The organism is Pseudoduganella sp. R-32 (assembly GCF_049913245.1).
Lineage (GTDB): Bacteria > Pseudomonadota > Gammaproteobacteria > Burkholderiales > Burkholderiaceae_D > Rugamonas.
On the sequence record NZ_CP183987.1, the window covers coordinates 1,746,188 to 1,772,742 of the forward strand.

Sequence of the window (26,555 nt, forward strand, 5' to 3'; positions counted from 1 at the left end):
AGTATTTCACTAATCTCAAGGAGAACAGCCGCGTTGCGGTCGGCTCCTTTCACTCCCCGCCCTGAAGGACGGGGTTTCTCGGAACAAACCTGATGAAAACTGTTCTGCTGACGGGCTTCGAGCCTTTTAATAAAGAGCCGATCAATCCGGCATGGGAAACCGTGCGGGCTCTGGATGGCTGGGGTGAGGGCGATTTCCGTGTCGTGGCGCGCCAGCTGCCTTGCGTGTTTGGCGATGCGAATACGGCCATGGCGGCGCTGATCGATGAGTTGCGGCCGGCGCTGGTGATTGCCGTCGGCCAGGCTGGCGGGCGCGTCGATCTTTCGGTGGAGCGGGTGGCGATCAACGTCGACGATGCGCCGATCAAGGACAACGCGGAGCGGCAGCTGGTGGACGAGCCGATTGTGCAGGGAGGACCGGCGGCGTATTTTTCCACGTTGCCAATCAAGGCGATTGTGGCGGCTTTGCGGGCGGCTGGTTTGCCGGCGTCGGTGTCGCAGACTGCCGGAACTTTCGTGTGCAACCACGTGTTCTATGGGTTGATGCACGCGGTTGCGGGCCGCGGCGATGTGAAAGCTGGGTTTATCCACATTCCTTATTTGCCGGAACAGGCGGCGCGCCATCCTGGCGCGGCAAGCATGTCGCTGGAGCAGATGATTGAAGGAATGCGTGTTGCTATCCGTACCGCGCTTGCTACGGATGGCGATGCTGTTGCGGCTGGTGGAGCTACGCACTAAAACCGGTAAACCAGTGTCAGACCCAAGGGTCTGACACTGTCTGTGCGGCGGCTGGCGGCCCTAAGACCCTGGCTTACCGGTTTTCAGCGGGAGGGGGGCGCAGGATGTTGAGGAAGGCGCGCACGACCGGTGCGTCATCCAGCGTCGTGTAGGTGATGTACAGGTTCGCCGATGGCGGGTTGGTGCGGATCGGCAGGAACACCACGCCCGGCCAGCCGATACGTGCCGTGGTCTCCGGCATCAGCGTCACGCCCAGGCCCGCGCCCACCATGGCCAGCAAGGTTTGCGGCTCGTGCGCTTCCTGGAAAATCTCCGGCTGGAAGCCCGCGTTCACACAGCACTGGATCAGGTAGCGCGGGAATGCCGACTTGTCCAGAGCCAGCGTCAGCATCGGATCGTCCGCGATATCGGACAATTCGATGGCGTCCATCTTCGCCAAGGGATGGTGCTCGTTGACTGCCACGCAAACGTTCTCGCGGAAGCATAGTTCCTGTTTCAAGTTGTCGCGCCGCAGTTCGTCGTCGTCCAGCTTCGGCTCGCGCCAGAAGCCGACGTCGATCTGCTTGGCGCGCAAGGCGTCGTACTGCACGGTAGGGCCGGACTCGTGGATGGTCCAGGTCACGCGCGGGTACTTGCTCTGGAATTCTTCCAGCATGGATGGAATCGGTCCCCACATCGCCGAACCCACGATGCCCACGCGCAGCCGGCCCACTTCGCCGCGGTCGATCTGGCGCACGGTGTCGATGGTCATGCGCATCTTCGCCAGCAGGTCGGAGGCCTCTTGCATCAGCGCCTTGCCGGCCACTGTCAGCTCGAAGGTACGCGTGGTGCGGGCGAACAGCTTCACGCCAAGCTCCGCTTCCAGCTTCATGATCTGCTGGGAAAGCGGCGGCTGGGAGATATGCAGGCGTTCGGCCGCGCGGCTGAAGCTTTTCTCTTCGGCGACTGCGAGGAAGTACTTTAACTGTTTCAGGTCGATGGACATGGATGCTCCTGCAGCGCGCGTGCCAGGGCAGCGCCGACACGCGCGTTGTTTTTCACAAGTGCGATATTTGTCTTCAAGCTGCGACCCTCGGTCAGGGTCTTGATGCGGGCCAGCAGGAAGGGGGTAACCTTCTTGCCGGTGACGCCATTCTCTTCAGCTTCCTGCAGGGCGCGCAGGGTGATGGCGTCGATTTCGTCTTTCGGCATGGCTTCTGCCACCGGCACCGGTGCCGAGACCACCACGCCGCCGTTCAGGCCCAAGGCCCACTTGGTCGTGATGAAGGAAGCCTGTTCGGCGGCGGTGTCGAGCTGGAAGTCGGCATTGAAGCCGCTTTCGCGCGTGAAGAAGGCCGGGAAGCCTGGCTGGCCGACGGATACTACCGGCACGCCGTGCGTTTCCAGGTATTCCAGCGTCAGGCCGATGTCAAGGATGGACTTCACGCCCGCGCACACCACGGCGACATTTGTCTGCGCCAGTTCCTGCAGGTCGGCCGAAATGTCCATGCTGGTTTCGGCGCCGCGGTGTACGCCGCCGATGCCGCCAGTGACAAAGACCTTGATGCCTGCCAGTTGCGCGCAGATCATGGTTGCCGCCACGGTGGTGGCGCCCAGCTTGCCTTGCGAGAGCACATAGGCCAGGTCGCGGCGCGAGACCTTGATCGCGTCCGGCGAGTTGCCCAGTCCTTCCAGTTGTTCTTCGGTCAGGCCGACGCAGATTTTGCCGCCAATGATGGCGATGGTGGCCGGCACGGCGCCCGCATCCCGGATGATCTGCTCAACTTCACGCGCGGTCTGCACGTTCTGCGGGTATGGCATGCCATGCGAAATGATGGTCGATTCCAGTGCGACGATCGGCTTGCCGGTGGCGCGGGCGTTGGCAACTTCAGGGGAAAAGGACAGGAATTGGTGCATGATTTACTCCTCGATATGCGCGGTGGCGAGCAGGTCGGCGCTCAGCTCGGGCGACACGGTGTGCGGGCTGGCGAGCGTGATGGAGGCGGCTTTCAGTCCGCGTTCGCAAGCCAGGGTCAGGTTTTCGGGGTCTTGCAGCAGCGACCAGCAGACGGCGGCCGAGAAGGCATCGCCGGCGCCGGTGACGTCGATCACCTTGGCGTCGTGCGCCGGCAGCCAGTGCAGCGCATTGCCCAGCGTGTGATAGACGCCGCTGGCGCCGCAGGTGACGATGATGTCGCGTACGCCGTCAGCTTGCAGCTCGTGGCAGGCTGCCTGCACGTCGGCTTCGGTCGGCAGGGCGCGGCCGGAGCGGGTTTCCAGTTCACCGCGATTCAGGATCAGCAGCGACAGGCCATGAAGGTTTTTCGGCAGGCGCGCCATTTTCGGCTGCGATACGGCGACTACTACCAGCGGCACGCCGGATACGCGGGCATCCGCCATCAGCATGGCGACCGATTCGACCGGCAGGTTCAGGTCCGCCACCACCATGCCGGCGGCATTGCGCTGCGGCTGGCGGCTGGCCACCCAGCCTGGGGTGAGCTGGTCGAAGATGGCCATGTCGGCCAGCGCGACCACCATCTCGCCGGAAGCATCCAGCACGGCGGTGTAGGTGCCGCTGCCAATGCCGTTGACCTGCAGGCTGCCTTCCATGCCGATGCCGAAGGCTTCCGCCTGGGCGCGCAAGGCGCGGCCGGAGGAATCGTCGCCGAGGGCGGTCAGCAGGGAGCAGGGCAGGCCGAGCTGGGCCAGGTTGGCGGCGATATTTCGTGCCACACCGCCAAAACTTTCCTCGGCGCAAGCTGGGTTGGAGGTGGCCATTTGCAATGGGGCGTGCGGTCGCAGCTTGCGGTCGAGGCAGGCGGCCCCGATACACAGCACAGTGCGCTCGTTGCGCAACACATAGGCCCGGCCCAGCAGCTTGCGCTCGCGGATCAGGCTGGCGATATGGCCGGCTACGGCGGAGCGCGACAGGGCGAGCTGCTCCGCCAGCTCTTGCTGGGAAATAAAGGGGTTGGCACGAATCAGCTCGTAAAGCTGTTCCTTGCGGGAGAGATCGGTCACGAAAAGCTCGCTATAAACATTTGTTTGCGATGCTAAACATTTGTCCGTTCCATGTCAAACGGAAGCTGCTCCTATAATAAACCCATATTTATAGCGCTTGCGTATAAATGGCAAAGAAAAATGGTATTTGCCATACATATAGACGATGATGCATAGTGTCGTGGTACGTTCAAAGGGCCTGTTCTGGCCAGCTCACCTAAAGATATAAAAACGAGGAACTCCATGTCTTCCAATACCCCATTCCAGGCAGCCGCCATCATCCGTGCTCGCATGCCGGCCAATTTCCAGCCACGCGTTGCAATGATCCTGGGCTCCGGCCTGGGCGTGCTGGCCGAACAGATGACCGATGCAGTGTCGATTTCCTTCGATGAACTGCCAGGTTTCCCGATCTCCACCGTGCATGGCCACGCGGGCCAGCTTGTACTGGGCACGCTGGCTGGCGTGCAGGTTGTCTGCCTGAAGGGCCGCGGCCACTTCTACGAAGGCTACGGCCCTGCGGTGATGACTTCCGCCGTGCGCACCATCAAGCTGCTGGGCTGCGAGATGCTGTTTGTGACCAATGCGGCGGGCTCGCTGCGCACCGAGGTGGACGCTGGTTCGCTGGTGGCGCTGAACGACCATATCAACTTCCTGCCTGGCACTCCGATGGTTGGCCCGAACGACGAGCGTTTCGGCCCACGCTTCTTCTCGATGGCCAATGCTTACGATGCTGACCTGCGCAAGCTGCTGCAGTCGACCGCTGCGGACAAGTCGATCACCCTGCATGAAGGCGTGTACATCGCGTACCCTGGCCCGAACTTTGAAACCCCTGCGGAAATCCGTGCGTTCAAGACGCTGGGTGCGGATGTTGTCGGCATGTCGGTGGTGCCGGAAGTGGTGTCGGCGCGTCACTGCGGGCTGAAGGTGGTTGGCGTTTCTGTTGTTACCAACCTGGCTGAAGGGCTGTCGCCGTTCCCGCTGTCGCACGAGCAGACGCTGAAGTATGCGGCTGTGGGCGCGGAATCGCTGATCAAGCTGATTCTGGCGTTCCTGGAGAATGTGGCCAAGGCTCCAAAGGCCTGAAACCGGTAACCCGGTGTCTGACCCGCAGGGTCAGACACCTTGGCCCGCGGCCGCCGCGTATCGGGTGTCTGACCCTGCGGGTCAGACACCGCTTTGATGGTTTTGAATAGAGAGGCAAAAATGTCCCGCGCCTTCATCCTGTTGTTAGACTCCTTCGGCCTCGGCGCAACGCCAGACGCTTCCAAGTACGGCGACCAGGCCTGCAACACCTTCGGCCACATCGCCAAATGGGCAGCCAACGAAGGCAAGCCAATGTCCCTGCCAACCATGGAAGGCCTCGGCCTGGCCGCCGCCGCGCATACCGCGTCGGGCGAGTGGGCTGCCGGTTTCACCAAGCGCGACGGTTTCACCGGCGCCTACGGCGCGGCACGCGAGCAATCCACCGGCAAGGACACCCAGTCCGGCCACTGGGAAATCGCCGGCGTGCCGGTGCTGTTCGACTGGGGCTACTTCCCGAAGGAAGTGCCGTCCTTCCCAAAAGAGCTGACCGACAAGCTGCAGGAACTGACCGGCGTGCCGGGCTTCCTGGGCAACTGCCACGCCTCCGGCACCACCATCATCAACGAGCTGGGCGACGAACATGTGGCGACCGGCAAGCCTATCCTGTACACCTCGGCCGACTCCGTGCTGCAGATCGCATGTCACGAAGAGCACTTCGGCCTGGAGCGCCTGTACGATATGTGCGAGAAGGCTTATGAGCTGGTCAAGCCGTACAACATCGGCCGCATCATCGCCCGTCCATTCGTAGGCGCCAACGGCGACTACAAGCGCACCGCCAACCGCCACGATTACGCCGTGCCGCCAAGCGCGCCAACTCTGCTGGACCACGTGAAGAATGAAGGCGGCGAGGTGATCGCACTGGGCAAGATCAGCGACATCTACGCCGCGCAAGGCGTGAGCCGCGTGTTGAAGGGCCCAGACAACATGGCGCTGTTCGACAAGCTGCTGGAAGCAGAGGCGGAGGCGGGCGACAAGTCGCTGACCTTCGTCAACTTCGTCGACTTCGACATGCACTTCGGCCACCGCCGCGATGTTGCCGGCTATTCGAACGCGCTGCATGAGCTGGATGCGCGCCTGCCGGAATTCATCTCCCGCTTGAAGGATGGCGACCTGTGCGTGATCACCGCCGACCACGGCTGCGATCCGACCGCGCCTGGCTCCGACCATACCCGTGAACATATTCCTGTGCTGTTCTTCGGCCCGAACGTGAAGCCACAATCGCTCGGCATTTCCGAGACCTTCTCCGACATCGGCCAGACCATCGCGCATCACCTGGGCGTGAAACCTCTTTCCAACGGAACCAACCTGCTATGACCATCATTGAAAACTTCAAGCGCAACGAGGCCATCGGCCTCGACCTGGGCTGGCTGAATCACATCCACGTGAACAAGGCCGCCGCGGACCGCCGCGCCGCATCGCTGGCGAACCGCCGCACCGTGAAGAAAGAGTACCAGGCCGCCTGGCTGGTGAAGGCGATCGAACTGATCGACCTGACCACGCTGGCCGGCGACGACACCCCGGGCCGAGTTGAGCGCCTGTGCATGAAAGCCATGCGCCCGCTGCGCCAGGACCTGGTGGAAGCGCTGGGCCTGCAGGAACGCAAGATCATGACCGGCGCCGTCTGCGTGTACCACGAAATGATCCAGCACGCCGACGCAGTGCTGAAAGGCCGCCTGCCAATCGCTGCGGTATCGACCGGCTTCCCGGCCGGCCTGACCAGCATGGAAACCAAGGTGCGCGAAGTTGAACTGTCGGTCACCGCCGGCGCCAAAGAGATCGACATCGTCATCACCCGCCAGCACGTCCTGACCGGCAATTGGCAAGCGCTGTACGATGAAATGCTGGCTTACCGCAAAGCTTGCGGCGAAGCCCACGTGAAGGCCATCCTGGCTACCGGCGACCTGGTGACGCTGGAAAACGTGGCGAAGGCATCGTGGGTCTGCATGATGGCAGGCGCGGACTTCATCAAGACCTCGACCGGCAAAGAAGGCGTCAACGCCACCATCCCTGTGTCGCTGGTGATGGTGCGCGCGATCCGCGAATACTACGAGCGCACTGGCTTCAAGGTGGGCTACAAGCCGGCAGGCGGCGTGGGCACCGCCAAGGCAGCGTTGCAATACATGACCGTGATGAAGGAGGAACTGGGCAATGAATGGCTGGAGCCGCACCTGTTCCGTATCGGTGCTTCGTCCCTGCTGACCGACATCGAGCGCCAGCTGGAGCACCATGTGACCGGCGCCTACTCCGCCGCCCATCGCCACGCGCAACCATAAGAAGACACCGCCATGCCAACTATTAACGAGATCCTCAACACCATGGACTACGGCCCTGCACCAGAAAGCCAGAAAGAAGCGCAAGCGTGGCTGGAGCAGCGCTCCCGCAAGTTCGGCCTGTTTATCGACAACCAGTGGACCGAGCCGGGCGAAACCTTCGCTTGCTACAACCCGGCCGATGGCTCGCAACTGGCTGAACTGACCCAGGCTACCGCGGTCGACGTAGCACGTGCAGTTACTGCAGCACGCAAGGCGCTGCCGGGCTGGCAGGCACTGGGCGGCCATGGCCGCGCCAAGGTCATGTACGCGATCGCACGCCTGATGCAAAAGCATGCGCGCCTGTTCGCCGTGCTGGAAACCCTGGACAACGGTAAGACCATCCGCGAAACGCGCGACGCCGACCTGCCGCTGGTGGCCCGTCACTTCTACTACCACGCCGGCTGGGCGCAATTGCTGGACGAAGAATTCCCGGGCCATCGCGCCGTAGGCGTGGTCGGCCAGATCGTGCCTTGGAACTTCCCGCTGCTGATGCTGGCATGGAAAATCGCTCCTGCGCTGGCCGCCGGCAACACCATCGTCTTCAAGCCGGCTGAATTCACGCCGCTGACCGCGATGCTGTTCGCGGACATCTGCCAGCAAGCTGGCGTGCCTGCCGGTGTCGTGAACATCGTGACCGGCGACGGCCGCACCGGCGAAGCCATCGTCGGCCACCAGGGCATCGACAAGCTGGCCTTCACCGGCTCCACCGAAGTTGGCCGCCTCATCCGCGAAGCCACCGCCGGCACCGGCAAGAAGCTGTCCCTGGAGTTGGGCGGCAAGTCGCCGTTCATCGTCTTCGAAGACGCCGACCTGGACGCTGCGGTGGAAGGCCTGGTCGATTCGATCTGGTTCAACCAAGGCCAGGTCTGCTGCGCCGGTTCCCGCCTGCTGGTGCAGGAATCCGTGCAGGACCGCTTCCTGAAAAAACTGAAAGCGCGCATGGACAACCTGCGCCTGGGTTCCCCGCTGGACAAGTCGATGGACATCGGCGCCCTGGTCGACCCGATCCAGCGTCAGCGCATCGCCGGCCTGGTGGATTCCGCCCGTGCCGAAGGCTGCGAGGTGTACCAGCCGGCCGGCTGCGAACTGCCTGCCACCGGCTCGTGGTTCCCGCCAACCCTGATCACCGGCGCTTCCACTTCCGCCGCCGTGGCGCAAGCTGAAATCTTTGGCCCGGTGCTGGTGGCGATGAGCTTCCGTACTCCAGCCGAAGCTGTGCAACTGGCCAACAACACCGTGTATGGCCTGGCTTCCTGCGTGTGGACCGAGAACATCTCGCTGGCGCTGGACATGGCGCCGCAGATCAAGGCCGGCGTGGTGTGGATCAACACCGCCAACCAGTTCGACGCTGCGTGCGGCTTCGGCGGCTACAAGGAATCCGGCTACGGCCGTGAAGGCGGCCGCGAAGGCATGTTCGAATACCTGGTGCCTGTGTCGGAAGATGCACGTCCGGCCGCGCCTTCGTTCAAGAAGCCTGCCAAGCCTGAAACCGAGTTCACGCCATCGGCCGATCCATTTGCTGTGGATCGCACCGCCAAGCTGTACATCGGCGGCAAGCAGGCCCGCCCTGACGGCGCCTACTCGCGCGCCATCCACGGCGCCGACGGCAAGTTCCTGGGCGAAGTGGGCGAGGGTAACCGCAAGGACATCCGCAACGCCGTTGAAGCGGCGCACAAGGCAACCGGCTGGACCAAGGCTACTGCGCATAACCGCGCGCAAGTGCTGTACTACATCGCTGAAAACCTGGCTGCTCGTGGCGCTGAATTCGCAGAGCGTATCGCTGCGCAGACCGGCACCAAGAACGCCGAGAAGGAAGTGCAGGCTTCCATCGAGCGCCTGTTCTACTGGGCTGCCTGGGCCGACAAGTACGACGGCCTGGCACACCAGCCGCCTATGCACGGCATCACCGTGGCGCTGAACGAAGCGATCGGCGTGATCGGCATCGTGTGCCCGAACGAGAATCCGCTGCTGGGCTTTATTTCGCTGGTGGCTCCGGCTATCGCTGTTGGCAACCGTGTGGTGGCTGTGCCGTCCGAGGCGTATCCGCTGTCGGCGACCGATTTGTACCAAGTGTTCGATACTTCGGACCTGCCGGGCGGCGTGGTGAATATCGTGACCGGTTCGGCGGATGAACTGGCGCGCACGCTGGCGTCGCACGCGGACGTGGATGCTGTCTGGCGTCACGACGGGTCTGCTGCTGGTTGCGCGGAAGTGGAGAAGCTTTCGGCAGGTTCGCTGAAGCGTACCTGGACTGGCGGCGCGAAGGGCCGTGACTGGTTCTCGACCGCGCAGGCTGGCGGGCGCGTGGTGTTGGCGCATGCTTCGCAAGTGAAAAACATCTGGATTCCTTACGGCGTTTAAAACCGGTAAACCGGTGTCAGACCCATAGGGTCTGACACCGATACGCGGCAGCCGCTGGCCTGGTGTCTGACCCTGCGGGTCGGACACCGGGTTACCGGTTTGGAAGTAAAAAGAAAGAGATAAAAAAAATGTTCCTCCCCCAGGAAATCATCCGTAAAAAACGCGACGGCGGTGTGCTGAGCAAGGAAGAAATCCAATTCTTCGTCAAAGGCATCACCGACAACAGCGTCAGCGAAGGCCAGATCGCCGCGCTGGCGATGGCCGTCTTCTTCAACGACATGACCATGGACGAGCGCGTGGCGTTCACCCTGGCCATGCGCGATTCCGGCGAAGTGCTGGACTGGAAATCCCTGAACCTGCCAGGTCCGGTGATGGACAAGCATTCCACCGGCGGCGTTGGCGACGTCGTGTCCCTGATGCTCGGCCCGATGATCGCGGCCTGCGGCGGCTTCGTTCCAATGATCTCGGGCCGCGGCCTGGGCCACACCGGCGGCACGCTGGACAAGTTCGATTCCATCCCTGGCTACTCCACCGTCCCGACCAACGACAAGTTCCGCGAAGTGGTGAAGGACGTCGGCGTGGCCATCATCGGCCAGACCTCGTCGCTGGCGCCGTCGGACAAGCGTTTCTATTCGATCCGCGACGTCACCGCGACCGTGGAATCGGTGGCGATGATCACTGGCTCAATCCTGTCGAAGAAGCTGGCGGCAGGCCTGGACGTGCTGGCGATGGACGTGAAAGTCGGCTCCGGCGCCTTCATGCCTTCCTACGAGAAGTCGGTCGAATTGGCCGAATCCATCGTCAAGGTGGGCAATGGCGCGGGCACGCTGACCTCGGCCTTGCTGACCGATATGAATGAATCGCTGTCTCCATGGGCCGGCAATGCGCTGGAAGTACGCGGCGCAATCGACTACCTGACCGGCAAATTCCGTCCGGCGCGACTGCATGAGGTCACGATGTCGCTGTGCGCAGAGATGCTGGTGCTGGGCAAGCTGGCCGCCAACGAAGCCGATGCCCGCGCCAGGTTGCAGCATGCGCTGGATTCCGGCGAAGCGGCCGAGCGCTTCTCGCGCATGGTCAAGGCGCTGGGCGGCCCGGCCGACCTGGTGGAGAACATGGACAAGCACCTGGAAAAGGCGCCAATCGTGGTGCCGGTGCCGGCGCCGCGTGCGGGTTACGCTGCTTCGACCGTTTGCCGCGATATCGGGCTGGCGGTGGTGTCCCTGGGTGGCGGCCGTCGCCGTCCGACCGATGCGATCGACTTTGCCGTGGGGCTGACCGACCTGGCCGAACTGGGGCAGCCGCTGCAAGTGGGCCAGCCTATGGCCATGGTGCACGCGCGCACGCAAGCTGCTGCTGAACAGGCGGTGCGTGAAGTGCAGGCGGCATACACGATTGCGGATGCGGCGCCGGCGGCGAATCCGATCGTTTATCGCACGATCCGCCCTTAAACCGGAAAAGCAGTGCCGGACGCGTGCCTGGTGTCTGACCCTGCGGGTCAGACACCGGTTTACCGGTTTGGAGAATAAATGAACAACGAAACACTGATCGAAGAGGCCAAGGCAGCACGCCTGAAAGCCTACACGCCGTACTCCAACTTCAAGGTCGGCGCAGCGCTGCTGACGAAAGACGGCAAGATCTTCCACGGCTGCAACGTGGAAAACGCCAGCTACGGCCTGTGCAACTGCGCCGAGCGTACTGCCTTCTTCAGCGCAGTCGCGCAAGGCTACCAGCCGGGCGATTTCGACAAGCTGGCAGTCGTCGGCGAAACGGACAATCCGATCGCTCCATGCGGCGCCTGCCGCCAGGTTACGCTCGAACTGGGCGGCAATCAGTTGCCGGTCGTGCTGGCCAACCTGAAAGGCGACGTCCGCGAAACCACTGCCGCCGAGCTGCTTCCGGAAGCCTTTGGCGGCTGGGACTTGAAGAAGTAAGCAAGCGTGAAGAAGGCCATCGACGTCCAGACAGCGGTCGCCATCGCGGCATCCGAAGCTATTGCGGCAAAGACCCAGGGCACCTTTGGCGTGGGCGGCGTGATGCTCGACGCCAGCGGTACTGTGCTCAAGGCGCTGCATAACAACGTCATCAAGCATGGCCTGATCTACGACCCGACCGCGCACAGCGAGCGCCAGCTGATCGACTGGTACTTCGCCGAACGTGCCAAAGGCCACGAGCTGCCGCCGCCCGAAGAAATCACCATCGTGACTTCGCTCGACCCGTGCTGCATGTGCACGGGCGCCATCCTGGCGGCCGGTTTCAATGTCGTCGTCGCAGCGCCTGACAGCAAGGCCGGCATCAACTACAACGGTTCCGCCTTCTATCCCTCGCTGCCGGTTGCTTTGCGCCCGCAGGCCGAGCGGACTTTCGCCTATCCGGCCGTGCTGGGCACCTCGTCGTATGCACGGCGCGGGGCAGGGGCTACGCCGAAACCTTTCTTCATCGGCAAAACCATCGCCGAACCGACGCAAGCCTTATGCTCGCTGGTGTTCGAGGCGACCTCGGCCAATGTGATGGATTTGTTCAACATCGATCCGCCGCAAGCGGAGCTGAAAGATCCGGCCACACTGCCGGAAGACCATTTCATCGTGCGTGCCCTGAAGCGCGCGTTCCCCGATGCCCTGACTTACCGCTGCGAGCCGCGCACGCCGGATGCCGGCCTTGCGCCATACCTGCAGCAGGCCATGGCGCGCGACAAGGCGCAGGGCGGCAAGGGCGAAGCTGTAGCGCTGTTGGATTCTTTCGGCAATCTCCTGCTTTGCTGCCACGGCCGCCAACAGGCGTCAGCCATCCGTACCGCTTTCATGGAGTGCACGCGGGCTTACGCCCAACTGCGCTACAAGCTGATGGAAGGCGCCGACGCGGCAACGCAAGCCGAAGTGCGGCACTACCTGGGGCATCCAAAAGACGGCACCTTCGTGTTTGCTGTCGGCCCGGATGAGAGTGCGTTGAGCTTCATGGCCCTGGGCGCCTACGGATCGACGATGGAGGGGGCGCTGCCGCACAACAATCCGGCCCAGTTCCAGTACGTACGGCCGGCGATGCCGGAACAAGCGCTGCACGAATTGTGCGGCCACCTGCCTCCGCTCTACCGCAGCCTGATCAAGATCCGCCCGACGCAGGTGGCAGACGCCGCCCTGGTGGCTGCCATCAACTGAGCATGTTCGCGTCGCGCGCCAGCTGCCACTGGCCGGCAGCGTTCTTGCGGTACACCGACAACACATTGCCTTCCTTGCGCATGGCCTCGCCACCAGCCAGTGGCGTAATCGCCACGCGCAGATGCGTCGTGCACCAGGCCAGGTTGCCGCTGACTTCCACCTGCTGCACGTCGGCGTGCGATTCGACGCGATGCAATGCCAGCACGGCACGCACGCCTTTCTCGAAGGCAGCACGGCCGCGCATGGTGGGCTGGCCGGGAACGTAGAACTCCACGTCTTCCGTCATCAACGGCAGGATGCGCTCGACTTCCGCTGCGAGGGTAGCGCGGGTCCATTCCGCGACCAGGTCGCGGATTGCCTGTTCGTCGCTCATTTACGCCCCTCGAAGGAAGCGCCGGCATCGTTCTGCATCATGCCGAAGATGTTGCCGTCCGGATCCTTGGCGTAGGCCAGCCAGCCGACGCCCGGCACCGGCATGCGCGGCACGGCAACCGTGCCTTTAAGTTCTTTTAGCAGCGCAAGGGATTGATCGAGGTCTTCCACATCGACGGTGCAGACGAAGGCATTGACGGAGGCGCCTTCTTCCGGCCGCGGGCCACGGCGCGGCAACAGGCCGCCATTGATGCCGGGTGCGCCGACTTCGCCGGTGCCGACCAGCCAATACTCGCCGCCTTCCCATTTGGAAAAGCTCCAGTCGAACATCTTGCCGTAAAAATCGATCAGGGCTTGCGGCTCGCTGGCCTGGATTTCAAAGTGGACTGTGCGTCCCATCAGTGCTCCCAAGGGTCATAAGTGCCTATGCTCCACACATGCCCTTCGGGATCGCGACAGGTAAATCCACGGCCGCCGTAGTCTTCGTCCTGCAAGGGCATCTCGATTGGCGCCCCGGCTTGCACGCAGCGCGCGTGCACTTCGTCGGCGTCGTTGACGACGAGGTAGGCGGTTTGGGTGACAGCCATTCCCAGCTGGGCTGGCTGTTTCAGCAAACGGCCATAGTCGGTGTCAAAGATGGAGCTTAGCATGATCATGCCGTTGCCGTAGGAAAGCTGGGCGTGGGCGATGGTGCCGTCTTCGTTGGGGACCACAAGCGCGGCCTTGAAACCCAAGGTTTTACACAACCAATCGATAGCGGCGGGCGCGTCGCGGTAACGCAGGCAAGGCATGATGGTCGCGCGCGTGGCCTTTGGAATCGTCATCGTTCTCTCCCTGAAACGCAGCTTAGTCAGGACAATATAGACTAGCACCGTACAGGGGGCAAGCGAGCGCGGGCGACCTACATTTGCTGGAATAAATGGGTGTTGCCGCGGCTGACTTCGAGTTCTTCGCTGGAGTTGCGCACGCGGACCATCTGCCGACCGCGCAAGTCGCGCGTCACCTCGGCAATCGCATCCACACGCACGAGGGTAGAGCGGTGGATGCGCCAGAATTCATTCGGGTCCAGTTCATCTTCCAGTTCCTTCAGGGTCTTGCGGATCAGGAATTCGCCCTGTGCTGTTTGCACGCGCGTATATTTTTCATCGGCGCGAAAGAACAACACTTCCTTGGTCGAGATCATGCGCAGGCTGTTGCCAACCTGGGCCTGGATCCAGTGCAGGTACTCGGGTTGTGTCGCGCTGCCGGCCGGGCTGCGGCCAGTCTGCTGCAAGAGCTGGCTCAGTTGGCGTTCGATATTGTTGGGCGTTTTGCCGAGGCGCGCTTGCAGGCGTTCGCAAGCTGTTTTCAGACGCTCCAGGTTGACGGGCTTGAGCAGGTAGTCCAGCGCGCCCTGTTCGAAGGCCTCGATTGCATATTGATCGTAGGCAGTGATGAAGACGATGTGGCAACGATTGAACAGCATGCGCGCCGCCTCGATGCCGGTCAGGCCCGGCATGCGGATGTCGAGGAAGACGATGTCCGGCTGGTACTGGCCGGCCAGCGCGATGGCTTCGATGCCATTGGCCGCTTCGGCCACGATCTCCAGTTCGGGCCAGGCTTCGTGCAGGCGCTTGCGCAGCATGTCGCGCATTGGTTCTTCATCGTCTGCGATGATGGCGGTGGCTTTTGGCTGCATGCTCATGGTTTGGCAAAAATGTCTGGTGCAAAGGGGATGCAGATCGTGGCACGGCAGCCGCCATCCATCGGCTGCTCAATCAGCAACTGTGCGCGGGTGCCGTACATCAGCTTCAGGCGTTCACGTACATTGGTCAGGCCGACGCCATCGCCGGCGTAGGCATTGAAACCGACGCCGTCGTCCTGCACGTCGACTTGCAGCACGCTGCCGTTGACGCTGGCGCGGATGTCGATGCGGCCGCCTTCCACTTTCGGCTCCAGGCCGTGCTTGATCGAATTCTCGATCAGGATCTGCAGCATCATCGGCGGGAAGGTGGCGCTTTCAAGCTCCTGCGGCACGTCGATCGAGACGGACAGGCGCGACTTCATGCGGGCCTGCATGATGGCCAGGTAAGAGCGCGCCATCTGGATCTGGCGGCCCAGCGTACCGTTGCCGCGTGAACGCATCTGGGGCAGGGTGGCGCGCAGGTATTCGATCAGGTGGGTGTGGATCTTGGCCGCTTCCGGCGGGTCGGTCTCGATCAACTGGCCGATAAGGGCCAGGGTATTGAACAGGAAGTGCGGTTCGACTTGCGCCTGCAGGGCCGACATCTGGGCTTCCACCAGCCGGCGTTCCAGGCTTTCGGTGCCGGCTTGCGCCGCCGCCTTGCGCGCTTCGATTTCCGCCTTGCGCTTGCCGCCGGCCAGGATCTTCAGCCCGGCCGAGCCGACAATGAAGAAAGCTACCTGTTTCGGATGCAGCACGGGCGTCAGTCCCAGCAGGAAGGCGAGCATCCACGTTACCACCAGCTGGCGCAAGGGCACTTGCGCCAGCCAGTCGAAGAAGTCCCACCACAGGCTGCTGGCTGTGTCGCCAATCTCCCCGACAAAGGAGAGCACGCTGCGGGTCCGGTTACCCATGTTGTTTCGTGTCTCCAAAGGCGTTGATGGCCAGCTTGGCGATCAGCACGCCGATGAACAGCGTGATGGCCAGCGGCAGGATGGTCAGGAACAGCGCGATCACGATGCACATGCCGACGATGGCAGGCCAGGACATGTGGTCCAGCGTGCGGACGAAGTGGCGGCCGATGCCGACAAAGGCTTGCCACACTTCTTTCACGGTTTCCTTGGCGCTTTTGTTAATCGTTTTCATCATTTCCTCCTTGCGTTTCGATGATGCAACTGTACCGCTGCGCCTGGCAACAGTGGAGCGGCATACGACAGACTGCGCTGCGGGGCGGATGATTTGCTCTGGCGCGCGACGAACGGCTAGCGTGCCGCCAGCCAATCGGAACGCAGCAGGCCGAAAAAGTCCGTATCGCAGATCTCGCCATTGATGATCCAGCGTTCGCGCATATGGCCCTCATGCACAAAATGCAAGCTCTTCAGCAGCTTGGCGGAGGCGGTGTTGCGCGGATCGATGTCGGCTTCGATGCGGTGCAGGCTCAGCACCCGGAAGGCGTAGTCGATCAAGGAGGCCAAGGCTTCCTGCATATAGCCCTTGCCCCAGAATGCGCGGTCCAGCATGTAGCCGATGTCGCAGCGGCGGTTCTGGCGGCTGAAGCTGTACAGGTTGATGATGCCTGCCAGTTCGCCGCCGACCTCCACGCCCATGCGCAGCAGGTCGCCGCTTTCGTAGCCTGCTTGCGCCGCGGCGAAATAGGTTTCGGCTTGCTGCATGCTGTCCCAGGGCGCGCTGCTCCAGTAGCGCATGGCCTCGCTATCGGAATACATCCGATAAAGGGCCGGCGCGTCGGCAGCGGTCAGGAAGCGCAATTGCAGGCGCTGGGCGTTCAGGGTGAATGGGGCGAATGCTGGCATGGAATGCTGACTCTAGGAAATTTTTGCATTTTAACAAGGAGGAACAGTAAAATTGATTTTAACTTTTTGTTATCACCTTTCACTAATGGAGTAGTTCATGCGTATTTTGTTAGCCGGTGCTTTCGTTTTATCCCTGGCTGCCCCACTGGCGCAAGCTCAAATGTCGAACGGGAATGGCGGTGCAGCGTTCAACGGCATGGAGCGCGCTAACGATCCAACCAAGGAAATGATGGTGCGCTTTATCGATGCCAGCCGGATGACCTTGACCGGCAACCAGCAACTGCTGGCTGCCCTCGGACAGTCGCAGGAGGCCGTCGCAATGGGCGAACGTGCCGGCCAGCTGTCCGAATCAATGACACGCCGTGCGGTTGAAGAAACCCTGGAGACCCAGTTGCGCGGCGTAACGGCGTCCACCAAGGCACTGACTGCAGGCGGCCCGGCGCCGGTTGCCCAGCTCGAGCAAGGGCTGGCATCGCTGGCCCAGGCCGTAGCGCAGTACGAGCAGTTGATGAAGGACCTGCCGGAAGCAAAGGCCGCGATGAACACCATCCGCCAGGTGACCAAGGCCGATACCCCGACCTTCTTCATGCTGCGCAGCCTGTCGTCCAGCACGGCCAGCCTGAAAAAGGAAATCCGCGCTGTGGCGCAAGCGGCCAAGCGAGCGGGCGCTAACGTGCCGGAGGCCTTGCTGGCAATGTGAGCCGATGTTAGATTGGCATGGTCCAAGCGAGCGGAGGAATTCGGCATGCAACTCGGCGTATTTTCCCTTAGCCTGAACGTCCAGGACATCCGTGCCTCGCGCGAGTTCTACGCGAAGTTCGGCTTCCAGGACTTTGGCGGCAACATCGAGCAGAACTGGCTGATCATGAAGAACGGTGAACAGGTCATCGGCCTGTTCCAGGGCATGATCGAGAAAAATACGCTGACCTTCAATCCCGGCTGGGACAGCAATGCCCAGCTCGTGCCGGGCTACACCGACGTGCGCCAGCTGCAACGCCAGCTTGAGGAAAACGGCATTGCGCTGGCTGTCCGCACCGATGAATCGAGCACCGGCCCGGCCTATATCATCGCCATCGACCCCGATGGCAATCCGATCCTGATTGACCAACATATTTGATCGTTGCATTACCTTGAAATTCCTCGACCGTCTCAGCCTTGATGCGTCTGCGAATTCGCGAACGATTCGCCGGGCCTATGCTCGAGAACTGAAACTCATAGACCAGGAAGCAGAACCGGCAGCGTTCCAGGCTTTACGCGAGGCCTACGAGGCGGCATTGCGTTGGGCCGAGAGTGGCGCAACCGAGCTTCCTGAGCCAGATCAGCACGAAATGCCACATGAGGGAGCGCTGGCGCAACTGAACGATCTTAAGTCGCTGGAGCAGGCTCGGCAAATTTTGCAATCGTTGCGTCCATTGAATCTGGAGGACTCCGAAGTATTCGAAGCGTCTGTGGCACGACTGCTGGAATCCGGGTGGCGGCCAGGACATGAATATCTCTTCCCGGCCGCCTGTGAAATATTCTATTGGGACGGCCGCCAGCTTCCTTCCTACATGGATGATTTTGACGCGCTGGCTGGAGCCCTCTCGGACCTGAAGTTCCTGCGCATGCAGCCGGAGGAAACACGCGAGCAGCATACGCAAGTCATTAATCGCTTGCGCGAGACCGGGGTTCCGTCTCTTGCAGACCTGGCGCGCGATATCCTGGTTGCGGAAATCGTATTTACCAAGTATCCGGACTTGATGTATCTGACCTGTGCACCGCGCAAGGTTGAGGTTTGGCGCAAGCATATGTCGCACTTGATCAAGCAGGTAAAAGCGCAAGAAACACACCGGGTAGCCAAAACTGAGTCGAGGTCACTTGAACGTGTGCGCTGGTTTGGACTTGCCTGGCTGGTCTTCTGGATTTACCTCGGCGCAACAGACTTCCGGCTCTTGCGCAAAGAGGAGCCGCTGCGCCAGCTGACCGTAATGGAAATGCAGTGGATCACGAAGAATGTCGAGCCGATCAGGGTTGATGGACCTGTTGAATATGAAGTCAGCCTGGACCAGGACGGCGACATCAGCAAGCTTGAACTTGTGGGAAGCCAGGAGGGCCGTAACGTCAGCAACATAGACCATGCAATCCGGATCGCTGCCCCTTATCCTGCGGAATATCCAAGGGTGTTCCGGGTCCGGTTTCCGATTTAACGGCAAAGACAACATTCGATAGGGTATCTCATGAAGATTCGCGTAACCATGATTGCCGCTGCGCTGGCGCTTGGCACAGTGAGCGCTTTCGCCGTGTCGCCATCCGAAGAACTTGCACGACAGGCCGACGCCTGGGACAAGGCCATTATCCGCAAGGACCGCGCAGCCATCGCTGACAACATGGCGGAAGACTTCCGCCAGATCAGTGCGCGCGGCGATGTGGCCGGCAAGGCGGCCTTCCTCGATGCGATCACGTCGCCTAAACTGGTGATCAATCCCTACGGCGTCGAAGACATGGATATCCGCTTCTACGGCGACGTGGCGCTGGTGAGCGGCCGCACGCGCATGACCGGAAGCTATGACGGCAAGCCGTTCGGCAGCCATTACCGTTATGTTGACGTCTACGTGCGCAAGGAAGGAAAGTGGCGCGTGGCCAGCGTGCAGATCACACCAGTTCAGGAGTAGGCGATGAGCGACCGGCTGGATCTTCCCCCATCGAAGCTCGTCGCAATCGTAGATGCCCAGCTTGAACTGGCGCGCCTTGGACCGGCCTTTGGCGCGGTGATGGATCTCGCCGCGGCAAAGGCCATGCAGCTGACCGGCGCGGACGGCGCCGTGATCGAACTGGTGGAAGGCAGCGAGGTGGTGTACCGCGCGGCACACGGACTGGCTGAAGCCCAGCTAGGCTTGCGCATGCAGATCAAAGGCAGCCTGTCGGGACTTGTGCTGACCTCGCGCCAGGCCGCCACTTGCACCGACTCCGAAATCGATGACCGTGTGAACCGCGAAGCATGCCGTCGCGTGGGCCTGCGCTCGATGGCAATCCTGCCGCTGTTGTTTGGCGCCCAGGCTGGTGGCGTGCTGAAGTTGGCGTGGCGTGAACCGCGTCCGTTCGATGAAGACGAAGTGCCGATTGGCCAGGCGATTGCCGACATGACCGCAGCATTGATGTTCCACGCTTCGCAGGAAGGTGCGCAGGTATTGCAGCGCAAAGTGACGCAGGATCCTGCAACGGGATTGCCCAACCGTTCTTCCTTCTACGAACAGCTGCGCGTGCGCGTCGATGATGCGATTGCGCGCAGCGGCCACGTGGGCGTGATGGTGGTTCGCGTGCGCCCGCAGCATCGCGACGTGATGGTGGAAATATCCCGGCGGCTCGGCAAGCAATGCCGTGAGGGAGATGTGCTGGCACGGCTGGGAGTCGATGAATTTGGCGTGATCCTGAGCGTGGCGGCGCGGCGCACCATTGTCCAGAGCCAGGTGCTGCGCTTCAAGCAGGCGGCTACTGCGGCTCCGTTGTTGCTGCCGGGTGGCGAGAAGGTCGAATTGGCGTTGCGCTTTGGCGGCGCGCTGTATCCGGAAGACGGCAGGGCGACTTCAGAGTTGCTGGCCGTTGCGCGCGAACAAGATTGACCCTGTTTGCCAGCAGGGTGGGGCAAGACGAAACGCATCACCTCCGTGAACCGGGCCGGGGGCACGGCAATTGCCGCTAGCCGCTGGCTTTCGCTGGCATCAGGGCGGCGATCACCAGCTTGGTGATGGTTTCCTCTGCATCGGCAAAATCGGCGCCGGTCAATTGTCCGGCGCCAAGCACCAGCTGCATTTGCGCGGCGAAGTCGGCGTAGGACTGCGTCATGGCCCAGATGGCAAATAACAGGTGGGTGGCGTTGACGGGGGCGATCCGGCCCTCGGCGATCCAGCGCTCGAACACCTCGATATCCTTGCGCACCAGCGGCACCACGCGTTCGCGAATCTGCTCGCCATACAGGGGCGCGCCGCTGATCACTTCCATCGCATACACGCGCGATCCCCACGGATGCTCGCGCGAAAAGTCCAGCTTGGCCTTGATGTAGGCACGCAATACTTCGGCCGGCTGGCCGTCCGGCTCGGCGATATTGGCCATGCGCGCCAGCCATTCGTCGAGGACGTCGTCCAGCACACGCTGGTAGAGCGCCTGTTTGGTGGGGAAGTAGTACATCAGGTTCTGCTTCGACAGGCCGACGTTTTCCGCGATGGTGGCGACCGAGGCGCCTTCGTAGCCGCATTCGGCAAATACACGCACCGCCTCCGTGGCGATGTCCGCTTCCAGCCGGTCGCGGTTGATGACGCGGCGCAGTTTAGCTGATGCCATATTCCCTCCTCATGGACTGCAGGAAGTTCCGCAGTTGTGGGCTGTCCGAATAAGCGACGTTGAAGCGGAACCAGATCGATGCCGGTTGCCGCAACTGGAAGAACTCTCCCGGTGCGAGCAGGATGCCGGACTTCAGTGCCTGGTCGGCAAGCAGCTTGCCGTTGCATTCAGGCGACGGCGCCTGTTGCCACCCGGCGCTGACGAACATGCCGCCGCGCGGCCTGGCGATCGGCGCCATGCCGGCCAGGGCCAGCAGGTCGATAGTGCGTTCGCGGCCCTCGGCCAGTTGTGCCACCAGCTTTTCCACCATGCGCTTGTAGGGGCGCGCAGTGATGGCGTGGTAGGCGGCGCGTTCGTTCACTTCCGATGTGGTGAGGCCGGCCAGCATCTTCACGCGCACCAGCTCCGGCAGCAGTGAGGCAGAGGCGCAAATCGAACCGACGCGCAGCACTGGCGACAGCGTCTTGGAAAAACTGCCGACGCGGATCACGCGCCGCAAGCCGTCCATCGCGGCCAGCGAGGCTTCGCCGCGCGCGGTGAGCTCGCGGTAGATGTCGTCTTCCACCAGCCAGAAGTCGAATTGCTCGGCAAAGCCCAGCAGCCGATGCGCCTGCGCCTGCGTCAGGCTGGTGCCGAGCGGGTTTTGCAGCACGGTGTTGACGAACATGAGCTTGGGCTGGGTCTCGCGCGCCTGCGCGGCGAGAAAATCCATGTCGAGGCCATGCTCGTCGCGCGGAATGCCGATGGCATGGCAGCCGTGGTGGCGGATCAGCGACAGCAGGTTGCTGTACACCGGGTCTTCCACGAAGACGGTGTCGCCCGGCTTGGTCAGCGTGCGCAGGATCAGGTCGAAGGCATGGGTAGCGCCATGCGTGAGCAGGATCTGCTCGGCTTCCACGGCAAACAGTTCGTCGCTTAGTGTTGACGCCATGTACTGGCGCAGGCCGGGGAAGCCGAGCGGGTGGCCATAGCCGCGCAAGCGGTTGGCGGGGATGCGCATGGCGTGGCGTACGGCGTCGAGGATGGTGTCTTCGCCATACCATTCGGGCGGTAGCCAGCCGGCGCCGACCGGCAGCGCTTCGGAAGCGCCGGAATACAGTTCGGGTGTCAGCGCGTCGACGGCAGCCGGCGTGGCGAACATGGCCGCTGGCGGCAGCAGGGCGGGGACGTCGTGGCGAGCAACAAAATAGCCGGAACCGCGGCGCGATGACAACAGTCCGAGCGTGACCAGGCGGTCGTAGGCCTCGACAACTGTAAAGGTGCTGATGCCATTACACTTCGCGAATTGCCTGACTGAAGGCATCTTTGTGCCAACGCGCAGCTCGCGGCTTGCCACCATCGCGCTGATGGCGTCCACGATCTTTTCAACCAGGCTGCCCTTCTTCGCGCGCTCGATGGAAAGCACGGGCCATGCGGAGTTGGGAGTTGCGCTGTCGTCCATTCGGGCCTCTAAAACTGTACTGTTTTTGCTACCTGTACGGTTGGAGCGTTTCCGCTTGTGTGTATATGTGCCATAGTTAACTTGCTGTCTATTATTGCATCATGATTTTGCCAACTGGTAAAGTTTTTTGAGCATCGTAAAAAAACCCACCAAGGGAGATAGCAAATGAACGAAGCCCGGCCGCAGTCCCTGGCGTCCTTCTGGATGCCGTTCACGAACAACCGCGACTTCAAGGCCAATCCGCGCCTGCTGGTCTCGGCCGAAGGCGTCTACTACAAGGACGTCGACGGCAACCAGGTGCTCGATGGCACCGCCGGCCTGTGGTGTGTCCCCTGCGGCCACCGCCAGCCGAAGATCGTGGCGGCAGTCAGCGAAATGGTCGGCCAGCTCGATTTCGCGCCGACCTTCCAGATGGGCCACCCGGCCGCCTTCGACCTCGCCGAAAAGCTGATGGAATATACCAACCATCGCTTCGGCCACGTGTTCTATACGAACTCCGGTTCCGAGGCAGTGGACACGGCACTGAAAATCGCGCTGGCCTACCATAAGGCGCGCGGCGAAGCTTCCCGGACCCGCCTGATCGGCCGCGAGCGGGCTTACCATGGCGTCGGCTTCGGCGGCATCTCCGTCGGCGGCATCGCCGGCAACCGCAAGCCGTACGGCACATTGCTGCCGGGTGTAGACCACTTGCCGCACACTCACAATATTGAGAAGAACGCCTTCACGCGCGGCGAGCCGGAGTACGGCGCCCACCTGGCCGATGAACTGGAACGCATCGTCGCGCTGCACGACGCATCCACTATCGCAGCCGTGATCGTGGAGCCGGTGGCGGGTTCCACCGGCGTGCTGGTGCCGCCGAAAGGCTACCTGAAACGCCTGCGCGAGCTGTGCACCAAGCACGGCATCCTGCTGATCTTCGACGAGGTGATCACCGGCTTTGGCCGCCTGACCACGCCGTTCGCCACCGATTTCTTCGATGTCGAGCCGGACATGATGACCACGGCCAAGGGCCTGACCAACGGCACCATCCCGATGGGCGCGGTGTTCAGCAAAAAATTCATCCACGATGCCTTCATGGAGGCGCCGGCCGGCATTGAGCTGTTCCACGGCTACACCTACACCGGCCACCCGGTGGCCTGCGCCGCCTCGCTGGCGACGCTGGAAGTGTTCAAGGAGCAGAAGCTGCTGGACCACGCCAAGGAAATCCAGCCGTACTGGGAAGATGCGGTGCACTCGCTGAAAGGCCTGCCACATGTGATCGACATCCGCACCATTGGCCTGGTAGCCGGCATCGAGCTGGCACCGCGTGAAGGTGCGCCCGGAACGCGTGCATACGCCGCGTTCAAGAAAGCTTTCGCGGATGGGCTGTTGATCCGCACCACCGGCGACATCATCGCGCTGTCGCCACCACTCACCTTTGAGAAGAAGCATATCGACGAATTATTCGGGAAGCTCGGAAAGGTGTTGAAGACGCTTGATTAAAACCGGTAAACCTGGGTCCGACCCATAGGGTCAGACCCAGTCAGATCGACGGCCTGGGGTTCTGGTTCGAGGCCTTTGATTTTTGACGAAGATCAAAGGCGCATAACCAACACCAACAGCAGGCGAGCAGACAGGGTCCGACCCTATGGGTCGTACCCTGGTTTACCGGTTTTAAGTAAAACAACCAAAGGAGACGAACCATGTTGGTAGGCGTACCGAAGGAAATCAAGAATCAGGAATCGCGCGTTGGCCTTACCCCGGCCAGCGTAAAGGAACTGACACTCCGCGGGCACCAGGTCCTGGTGCAACACAACGCGGGCGCTGCAATCGGTCTGACCGACGAAATGTATGTGGGCTCCGGCGCCACGATCATCCCGACCGCGGAGGAAATCTTCGCCAAGGCCGAAATGATCGTCAAAGTGAAGGAACCGCAGCCACAGGAATGCGCGATGCTGCGCGAGAACCAGATTCTTTACACCTACCTGCACCTGGCTCCCGACCCGGAGCAGACCAGGGCGCTGGTGAAATCCGGCGCGGTCTGCATTGCGTATGAAACCATCACCGGTCCAAACGGCGGCTTGCCGCTGCTGGCGCCGATGAGCGAAGTGGCGGGGCGCATGTCGATCCAGGCTGGCGCCGCGCATCTTGAAAAATCCAAAGGCGGCATGGGCCTGTTGCTGGGCGGCGTGCCAGGCGTAGCCCCCGGCAACGTGGCGATTATCGGCGCCGGCGTGGTCGGCACCAATGCGCTGCAGATCGCTGTCGGCATGGGCGCCCGCGTGACGGTGCTGGACAAAAACGTCGACCGCCTGCGCCAGCTTGACCTGGTGTTCGGCAACCGCATCCAGACCATGTTCTCCAACGCCCATACCATCGACGACGCGGTGACCGATGCCGACCTGGTGATCGGCGGCGTGCTGGTGCCCGGCGCTGCAGCGCCCAAGCTGGTCACGCGCAATATGGTGTCGCGCATGAAGCAAGGCTCGGTGGTGGTCGACGTGGCGATCGACCAGGGAGGCTGCTTTGAAACCTCGCATGCGACCACGCACGAGAACCCTACCTTCGTGGTCGACGGCGTGGTGCACTACTGCGTCGCCAATATGCCGGGTGCAGTCGCCCGTACCTCCACCTTTGCGCTGAACAACGCCACCATCGGCCATGCCGTTGCGCTGGCCGACAAGGGCTGGGCCAAGGCCATGAAGGCCAACCCGCACCTGCGCAACGGACTCAATGTCTGCCAAGGCCACGTCACTTATGAAGCGGTGGCGCACGACCTTGGCTATACCTACGTGCCGGCGGAATCGCTGCTGGCCTAATCCTCAGGGCTTGAAATGAGCAATCTCGATACCATTACCCACTTTATCAACGGCGCCAAGGTCGATACGGCCAGCGGCCGTTATGGCGACGTATTCAACCCCGCATTGGGTGAACCGGTGGCGCGCGTGGCGCTCGGCACGGCCGAGGAAGTCGATGCCGCCGTGTGCGCCGCGGAAGCGGCTTTCCCGGCCTGGTCCAACACGCCGCCGCTGACGCGTGCACGGGTGCTGTTCAAGTACCTCGAACTGTGCCACCAGCACACCGAGGAATTCGCCGCCATGCTGACCCGCGAACACGGCAAGACCTTCGCGGACGCCAAAGGGGAAGTGGCGCGTGGTATCGAGATGGTGGAATTCGCTGTCGGCATCCCGCAGATGATGAAGGGCGAGTACACCGACCAGATTGCGCGCGGCATCGATGCATGGTCGATGCGCATGCCGCTTGGGGTGGTGGCCGGCATCACGCCGTTCAACTTCCCGGTGATGGTGCCGATGTGGATGTTCCCGATCGCTATTGCCTGCGGCAACACCTTCATCCTCAAGCCTTCCGAGCGCGACCCGTCGCCATCGCTGCTGCATGCGCGCCTGCTGAAGGAAGCCGGCCTGCCGGACGGCGTGTTCAATGTCGTGCAAGGCGATAAGGTGGCGGTCGACGCGCTGCTCGATCACCCGGCGATCCAGGCGGTGAGTTTCGTGGGCTCGACGCCGATTGCGGAATATATCTACTCGCGCGGTTCGCAGCACGGCAAGCGCGTGCAGGCGCTGGGCGGTGCCAAGAACCATATGGTGGTGATGCCGGACGCCGACATGGACATGGCGGTCGATGCGCTGATGGGCGCCGCCTTTGGTTCGGCGGGCGAGCGCTGCATGGCGATTTCGGTGGTTGCGGCGGTGGGCGATGCCGCCGACAAGCTGCTGGGTGCACTGAAAGAGCGCACCGCTGCACTGAAAGTGCGCGATGGCATGGCATCGGAGGCCGAAATGGGACCGGTCGTGACCTCGGCAGCCAAGCAGCGCATTGAGCGCCTGATTGGCGAGGGCGTGGAGCAGGGCGCAACCCTGGTAGTCGACGGCCGCAACTACCAGGTTGCCGACCGTCCGAACGGCTTCTTCATCGGCGGCACGCTGTTCGACCACGTCACGCCGGACATGACCATCTACAAGGAAGAGATCTTCGGCCCCGTGCTGTGCATGGTGCGCCTGCCTGACGTGGCGTCGGCGGTAGAGCTGATCAACAAGAATGAATACGGCAACGGTGTCGCGGTCTTCACGCGCGACGGCGGGGTGGCGCGCGAATTCGTGCGCCAGATCCAGGTCGGCATGGTGGGCGTCAACGTGCCGCTGCCGGTGCCGATGGCATTCAACAGTTTCGGCGGGTGGAAGCGCAGCCTGTTTGGCGACCACCACGCTTATGGTCCGGAGGGCGTGCGTTTCTACACCCGCCACAAGGCCGTGATGGAGCGCTGGCCAAATACCGCAAGTGCTGGCGCGCAGTTTGCTTTCCCACAGATGAAGTGAGGATG

Annotated in this window: 28 protein-coding genes; 16 read left to right on the plus strand and 12 right to left on the minus strand. The window is 62.2% G+C overall.

Features of this window, described 5'->3' with window-relative positions:
• Positions 1–92: 92 nt before the first annotated feature.
• On the plus strand, positions 93–737 hold the full coding sequence (pcp, locus tag ACN9MU_RS08215) for a pyroglutamyl-peptidase I (protein WP_426169472.1): 645 nt from the start codon (positions 93–95) through the stop codon (positions 735–737).
• A 73-nt stretch (positions 738–810) separates the two neighbouring features.
• Here the strand turns inward: pcp and ACN9MU_RS08220 are convergent, their stop codons facing one another.
• The 3 genes from ACN9MU_RS08220 to ACN9MU_RS08230 are packed head-to-tail and all read right to left on the minus strand — an operon-like array spanning position 811 to position 3,737.
• Positions 811–1,722: a LysR family transcriptional regulator gene (locus tag ACN9MU_RS08220; RefSeq protein ID WP_426169475.1), complete on the minus strand. Its 912-nt coding sequence runs from the start codon at positions 1,720–1,722 to the stop codon at positions 811–813.
• Positions 1,707–2,633 carry a pseudouridine-5'-phosphate glycosidase gene (locus ACN9MU_RS08225; protein WP_426169478.1) on the minus strand — a complete coding sequence of 309 codons (927 nt, stop codon included), beginning with the start codon at positions 2,631–2,633 and terminating at the stop codon, positions 1,707–1,709. The genes ACN9MU_RS08220 and ACN9MU_RS08225 overlap by 16 nt, the downstream gene beginning before the upstream one ends.
• A gap of 3 nt (positions 2,634–2,636) precedes the next feature.
• Positions 2,637–3,737, minus strand: coding sequence for a carbohydrate kinase (locus ACN9MU_RS08230; protein WP_426169481.1), 1,101 nt, complete (start codon positions 3,735–3,737; stop codon positions 2,637–2,639).
• 222 nt (positions 3,738–3,959) lie between these two features.
• Between ACN9MU_RS08230 and xapA the strand changes: the two genes are divergently transcribed.
• The 7 genes from xapA to ACN9MU_RS08265 all read left to right on the plus strand — a co-directional run bounded on the left by xapA (position 3,960) and on the right by ACN9MU_RS08265 (position 12,627).
• Positions 3,960–4,799: a xanthosine phosphorylase gene (xapA, locus tag ACN9MU_RS08235; RefSeq protein WP_057261862.1), complete on the plus strand. Its 840-nt coding sequence runs from the start codon at positions 3,960–3,962 to the stop codon at positions 4,797–4,799.
• 120 nt (positions 4,800–4,919) lie between these two features.
• Positions 4,920–6,113 (plus strand): phosphopentomutase, encoded by a 1,194-nt coding sequence (locus ACN9MU_RS08240; RefSeq protein ID WP_426169484.1) that lies wholly within the window; start codon positions 4,920–4,922, stop codon positions 6,111–6,113.
• On the plus strand, positions 6,110–7,072 hold the full coding sequence (deoC, locus tag ACN9MU_RS08245) for a deoxyribose-phosphate aldolase (protein WP_426169487.1): 963 nt from the start codon (positions 6,110–6,112) through the stop codon (positions 7,070–7,072). The genes ACN9MU_RS08240 and deoC overlap by 4 nt, the downstream gene beginning before the upstream one ends.
• 12 nt (positions 7,073–7,084) lie before the next feature.
• Complete coding sequence (locus ACN9MU_RS08250) at positions 7,085–9,472, plus strand: aldehyde dehydrogenase family protein (RefSeq protein ID WP_426169489.1); 2,388 nt, start codon at positions 7,085–7,087, stop codon at positions 9,470–9,472.
• 128 nt (positions 9,473–9,600) lie between these two features.
• Positions 9,601–10,923, plus strand: a complete 1,323-nt coding sequence (deoA, locus tag ACN9MU_RS08255) for a thymidine phosphorylase (protein ID WP_426337116.1) — start codon at positions 9,601–9,603, stop codon at positions 10,921–10,923.
• A 78-nt stretch (positions 10,924–11,001) separates the two neighbouring features.
• Positions 11,002–11,406 carry a cytidine deaminase gene (locus ACN9MU_RS08260; RefSeq protein ID WP_426169494.1) on the plus strand — a complete coding sequence of 135 codons (405 nt, stop codon included), beginning with the start codon at positions 11,002–11,004 and terminating at the stop codon, positions 11,404–11,406.
• Between the two features lie 6 nt (positions 11,407–11,412).
• Positions 11,413–12,627: a nucleoside deaminase gene (locus ACN9MU_RS08265; protein WP_426321597.1), complete on the plus strand. Its 1,215-nt coding sequence runs from the start codon at positions 11,413–11,415 to the stop codon at positions 12,625–12,627.
• On the opposite strand, the gene ACN9MU_RS08270 is transcribed toward ACN9MU_RS08265, so the two are convergent.
• The 7 genes from ACN9MU_RS08270 to ACN9MU_RS08300 all read right to left on the minus strand — a co-directional run bounded on the left by ACN9MU_RS08270 (position 12,620) and on the right by ACN9MU_RS08300 (position 16,476).
• On the minus strand, positions 12,620–13,000 hold the full coding sequence (locus ACN9MU_RS08270) for a YybH family protein (RefSeq protein ID WP_426321599.1): 381 nt from the start codon (positions 12,998–13,000) through the stop codon (positions 12,620–12,622). The two genes, ACN9MU_RS08265 and ACN9MU_RS08270, sit on opposite strands and share 8 nt — an antisense overlap.
• A complete protein-coding gene (locus tag ACN9MU_RS08275) occupies positions 12,997–13,398 on the minus strand; it encodes a VOC family protein (protein ID WP_426321601.1) in 402 nt (133 codons plus the stop codon). Before ACN9MU_RS08275 ends, ACN9MU_RS08270 begins: the two co-directional genes overlap by 4 nt.
• Complete coding sequence (locus ACN9MU_RS08280) at positions 13,398–13,823, minus strand: VOC family protein (protein ID WP_426321603.1); 426 nt, start codon at positions 13,821–13,823, stop codon at positions 13,398–13,400. The genes ACN9MU_RS08275 and ACN9MU_RS08280 overlap by 1 nt, the downstream gene beginning before the upstream one ends.
• A 77-nt stretch (positions 13,824–13,900) precedes the next feature.
• Positions 13,901–14,677: a LytR/AlgR family response regulator transcription factor gene (locus ACN9MU_RS08285; protein ID WP_426169506.1), complete on the minus strand. Its 777-nt coding sequence runs from the start codon at positions 14,675–14,677 to the stop codon at positions 13,901–13,903.
• Positions 14,678–14,679: 2 nt separating this feature from the next.
• Complete coding sequence (locus ACN9MU_RS08290; protein ID WP_426169508.1) at positions 14,680–15,576, minus strand: sensor histidine kinase; 897 nt, start codon at positions 15,574–15,576, stop codon at positions 14,680–14,682.
• Positions 15,569–15,811 carry a hypothetical protein gene (locus ACN9MU_RS08295; protein WP_426344411.1) on the minus strand — a complete coding sequence of 81 codons (243 nt, stop codon included), beginning with the start codon at positions 15,809–15,811 and terminating at the stop codon, positions 15,569–15,571. The genes ACN9MU_RS08290 and ACN9MU_RS08295 overlap by 8 nt, the downstream gene beginning before the upstream one ends.
• A gap of 113 nt (positions 15,812–15,924) precedes the next feature.
• Positions 15,925–16,476 (minus strand): GNAT family N-acetyltransferase, encoded by a 552-nt coding sequence (locus tag ACN9MU_RS08300; protein WP_426321609.1) that lies wholly within the window; start codon positions 16,474–16,476, stop codon positions 15,925–15,927.
• Between the two features lie 97 nt (positions 16,477–16,573).
• Here ACN9MU_RS08300 and ACN9MU_RS08305 point away from each other — a divergent pair, with 97 nt between their 5' ends.
• Genes ACN9MU_RS08305 through ACN9MU_RS08325 form a run of 5 tightly spaced genes read left to right on the plus strand, consistent with a single transcriptional unit; the run spans position 16,574 to position 20,075 of the window.
• Positions 16,574–17,176, plus strand: a complete 603-nt coding sequence (locus ACN9MU_RS08305) for a hypothetical protein (protein WP_426321611.1) — start codon at positions 16,574–16,576, stop codon at positions 17,174–17,176.
• Between the two features lie 45 nt (positions 17,177–17,221).
• Positions 17,222–17,593 (plus strand): VOC family protein, encoded by a 372-nt coding sequence (locus ACN9MU_RS08310; RefSeq protein ID WP_426169519.1) that lies wholly within the window; start codon positions 17,222–17,224, stop codon positions 17,591–17,593.
• 13 nt (positions 17,594–17,606) lie between these two features.
• A complete protein-coding gene (locus ACN9MU_RS08315) occupies positions 17,607–18,662 on the plus strand; it encodes a hypothetical protein (RefSeq protein WP_426169522.1) in 1,056 nt (351 codons plus the stop codon).
• Positions 18,663–18,692: 30 nt separating this feature from the next.
• A complete protein-coding gene (locus tag ACN9MU_RS08320) occupies positions 18,693–19,127 on the plus strand; it encodes a DUF4440 domain-containing protein (protein ID WP_426169525.1) in 435 nt (144 codons plus the stop codon).
• A 3-nt stretch (positions 19,128–19,130) separates the two neighbouring features.
• Positions 19,131–20,075: a sensor domain-containing diguanylate cyclase gene (locus ACN9MU_RS08325; protein WP_426169527.1), complete on the plus strand. Its 945-nt coding sequence runs from the start codon at positions 19,131–19,133 to the stop codon at positions 20,073–20,075.
• A 76-nt stretch (positions 20,076–20,151) separates the two neighbouring features.
• On the opposite strand, the gene ACN9MU_RS08330 is transcribed toward ACN9MU_RS08325, so the two are convergent.
• Both ACN9MU_RS08330 and ACN9MU_RS08335 read right to left on the minus strand, forming a co-directional pair.
• A complete protein-coding gene (locus ACN9MU_RS08330; protein ID WP_426344412.1) occupies positions 20,152–20,793 on the minus strand; it encodes a TetR/AcrR family transcriptional regulator in 642 nt (213 codons plus the stop codon).
• Positions 20,780–22,234 (minus strand): PLP-dependent aminotransferase family protein, encoded by a 1,455-nt coding sequence (locus ACN9MU_RS08335; RefSeq protein WP_426169532.1) that lies wholly within the window; start codon positions 22,232–22,234, stop codon positions 20,780–20,782. The genes ACN9MU_RS08330 and ACN9MU_RS08335 overlap by 14 nt, the downstream gene beginning before the upstream one ends.
• 165 nt (positions 22,235–22,399) lie before the next feature.
• Between ACN9MU_RS08335 and ACN9MU_RS08340 the strand changes: the two genes are divergently transcribed.
• From ACN9MU_RS08340 to ACN9MU_RS08350, 3 genes are all read left to right on the plus strand, one after another.
• A complete protein-coding gene (locus ACN9MU_RS08340; RefSeq protein WP_426169534.1) occupies positions 22,400–23,716 on the plus strand; it encodes an aspartate aminotransferase family protein in 1,317 nt (438 codons plus the stop codon).
• A gap of 200 nt (positions 23,717–23,916) precedes the next feature.
• Complete coding sequence (ald, locus tag ACN9MU_RS08345) at positions 23,917–25,032, plus strand: alanine dehydrogenase (protein WP_426169537.1); 1,116 nt, start codon at positions 23,917–23,919, stop codon at positions 25,030–25,032.
• 15 nt (positions 25,033–25,047) lie between these two features.
• The gene (locus ACN9MU_RS08350; protein WP_426169539.1) at positions 25,048–26,550 is read left to right on the plus strand and encodes a CoA-acylating methylmalonate-semialdehyde dehydrogenase; all 1,503 of its coding nucleotides are present in this window, start codon (positions 25,048–25,050) and stop codon (positions 26,548–26,550) included.
• Positions 26,551–26,555 lie beyond the last annotated feature (5 nt).

Bases quoted from the DNA above. Each gene is read 5' to 3' on its own strand.
- ACN9MU_RS08275 (WP_426321601.1), bottom strand. From the start codon at position 13,398: ATGGGACGCACAGTCCACTTTGAAATCCAGGCCAGCGAGCCGCAAGCC.
- ACN9MU_RS08270 (WP_426321599.1), bottom strand. From the start codon at position 13,000: ATGAGCGACGAACAGGCAATCCGCGACCTGGTCGCGGAATGGACCCGC.
- ACN9MU_RS08320 (WP_426169525.1), top strand. From the start codon at position 18,693: ATGAAGATTCGCGTAACCATGATTGCCGCTGCGCTGGCGCTTGGCACA.
- pcp (WP_426169472.1), top strand. From the start codon at position 93: ATGAAAACTGTTCTGCTGACGGGCTTCGAGCCTTTTAATAAAGAGCCG.
- ACN9MU_RS08340 (WP_426169534.1), top strand. From the start codon at position 22,400: ATGAACGAAGCCCGGCCGCAGTCCCTGGCGTCCTTCTGGATGCCGTTC.
- ACN9MU_RS08225 (WP_426169478.1), bottom strand. From the start codon at position 2,633: ATGCACCAATTCCTGTCCTTTTCCCCTGAAGTTGCCAACGCCCGCGCC.
- ACN9MU_RS08325 (WP_426169527.1), top strand. From the start codon at position 19,131: ATGAGCGACCGGCTGGATCTTCCCCCATCGAAGCTCGTCGCAATCGTA.
- ACN9MU_RS08285 (WP_426169506.1), bottom strand. From the start codon at position 14,677: ATGCAGCCAAAAGCCACCGCCATCATCGCAGACGATGAAGAACCAATG.
- deoA (WP_426337116.1), top strand. From the start codon at position 9,601: ATGTTCCTCCCCCAGGAAATCATCCGTAAAAAACGCGACGGCGGTGTG.
- ACN9MU_RS08290 (WP_426169508.1), bottom strand. From the start codon at position 15,576: ATGGGTAACCGGACCCGCAGCGTGCTCTCCTTTGTCGGGGAGATTGGC.
- ACN9MU_RS08260 (WP_426169494.1), top strand. From the start codon at position 11,002: ATGAACAACGAAACACTGATCGAAGAGGCCAAGGCAGCACGCCTGAAA.
- ACN9MU_RS08295 (WP_426344411.1), bottom strand. From the start codon at position 15,811: ATGATGAAAACGATTAACAAAAGCGCCAAGGAAACCGTGAAAGAAGTG.
- ald (WP_426169537.1), top strand. From the start codon at position 23,917: ATGTTGGTAGGCGTACCGAAGGAAATCAAGAATCAGGAATCGCGCGTT.
- ACN9MU_RS08300 (WP_426321609.1), bottom strand. From the start codon at position 16,476: ATGCCAGCATTCGCCCCATTCACCCTGAACGCCCAGCGCCTGCAATTG.
- ACN9MU_RS08250 (WP_426169489.1), top strand. From the start codon at position 7,085: ATGCCAACTATTAACGAGATCCTCAACACCATGGACTACGGCCCTGCA.
- deoC (WP_426169487.1), top strand. From the start codon at position 6,110: ATGACCATCATTGAAAACTTCAAGCGCAACGAGGCCATCGGCCTCGAC.
- ACN9MU_RS08330 (WP_426344412.1), bottom strand. From the start codon at position 20,793: ATGGCATCAGCTAAACTGCGCCGCGTCATCAACCGCGACCGGCTGGAA.
- xapA (WP_057261862.1), top strand. From the start codon at position 3,960: ATGTCTTCCAATACCCCATTCCAGGCAGCCGCCATCATCCGTGCTCGC.
- ACN9MU_RS08305 (WP_426321611.1), top strand. From the start codon at position 16,574: ATGCGTATTTTGTTAGCCGGTGCTTTCGTTTTATCCCTGGCTGCCCCA.
- ACN9MU_RS08350 (WP_426169539.1), top strand. From the start codon at position 25,048: ATGAGCAATCTCGATACCATTACCCACTTTATCAACGGCGCCAAGGTC.
- ACN9MU_RS08240 (WP_426169484.1), top strand. From the start codon at position 4,920: ATGTCCCGCGCCTTCATCCTGTTGTTAGACTCCTTCGGCCTCGGCGCA.
- ACN9MU_RS08220 (WP_426169475.1), bottom strand. From the start codon at position 1,722: ATGTCCATCGACCTGAAACAGTTAAAGTACTTCCTCGCAGTCGCCGAA.
- ACN9MU_RS08335 (WP_426169532.1), bottom strand. From the start codon at position 22,234: ATGGACGACAGCGCAACTCCCAACTCCGCATGGCCCGTGCTTTCCATC.
- ACN9MU_RS08280 (WP_426321603.1), bottom strand. From the start codon at position 13,823: ATGACGATTCCAAAGGCCACGCGCGCGACCATCATGCCTTGCCTGCGT.
- ACN9MU_RS08310 (WP_426169519.1), top strand. From the start codon at position 17,222: ATGCAACTCGGCGTATTTTCCCTTAGCCTGAACGTCCAGGACATCCGT.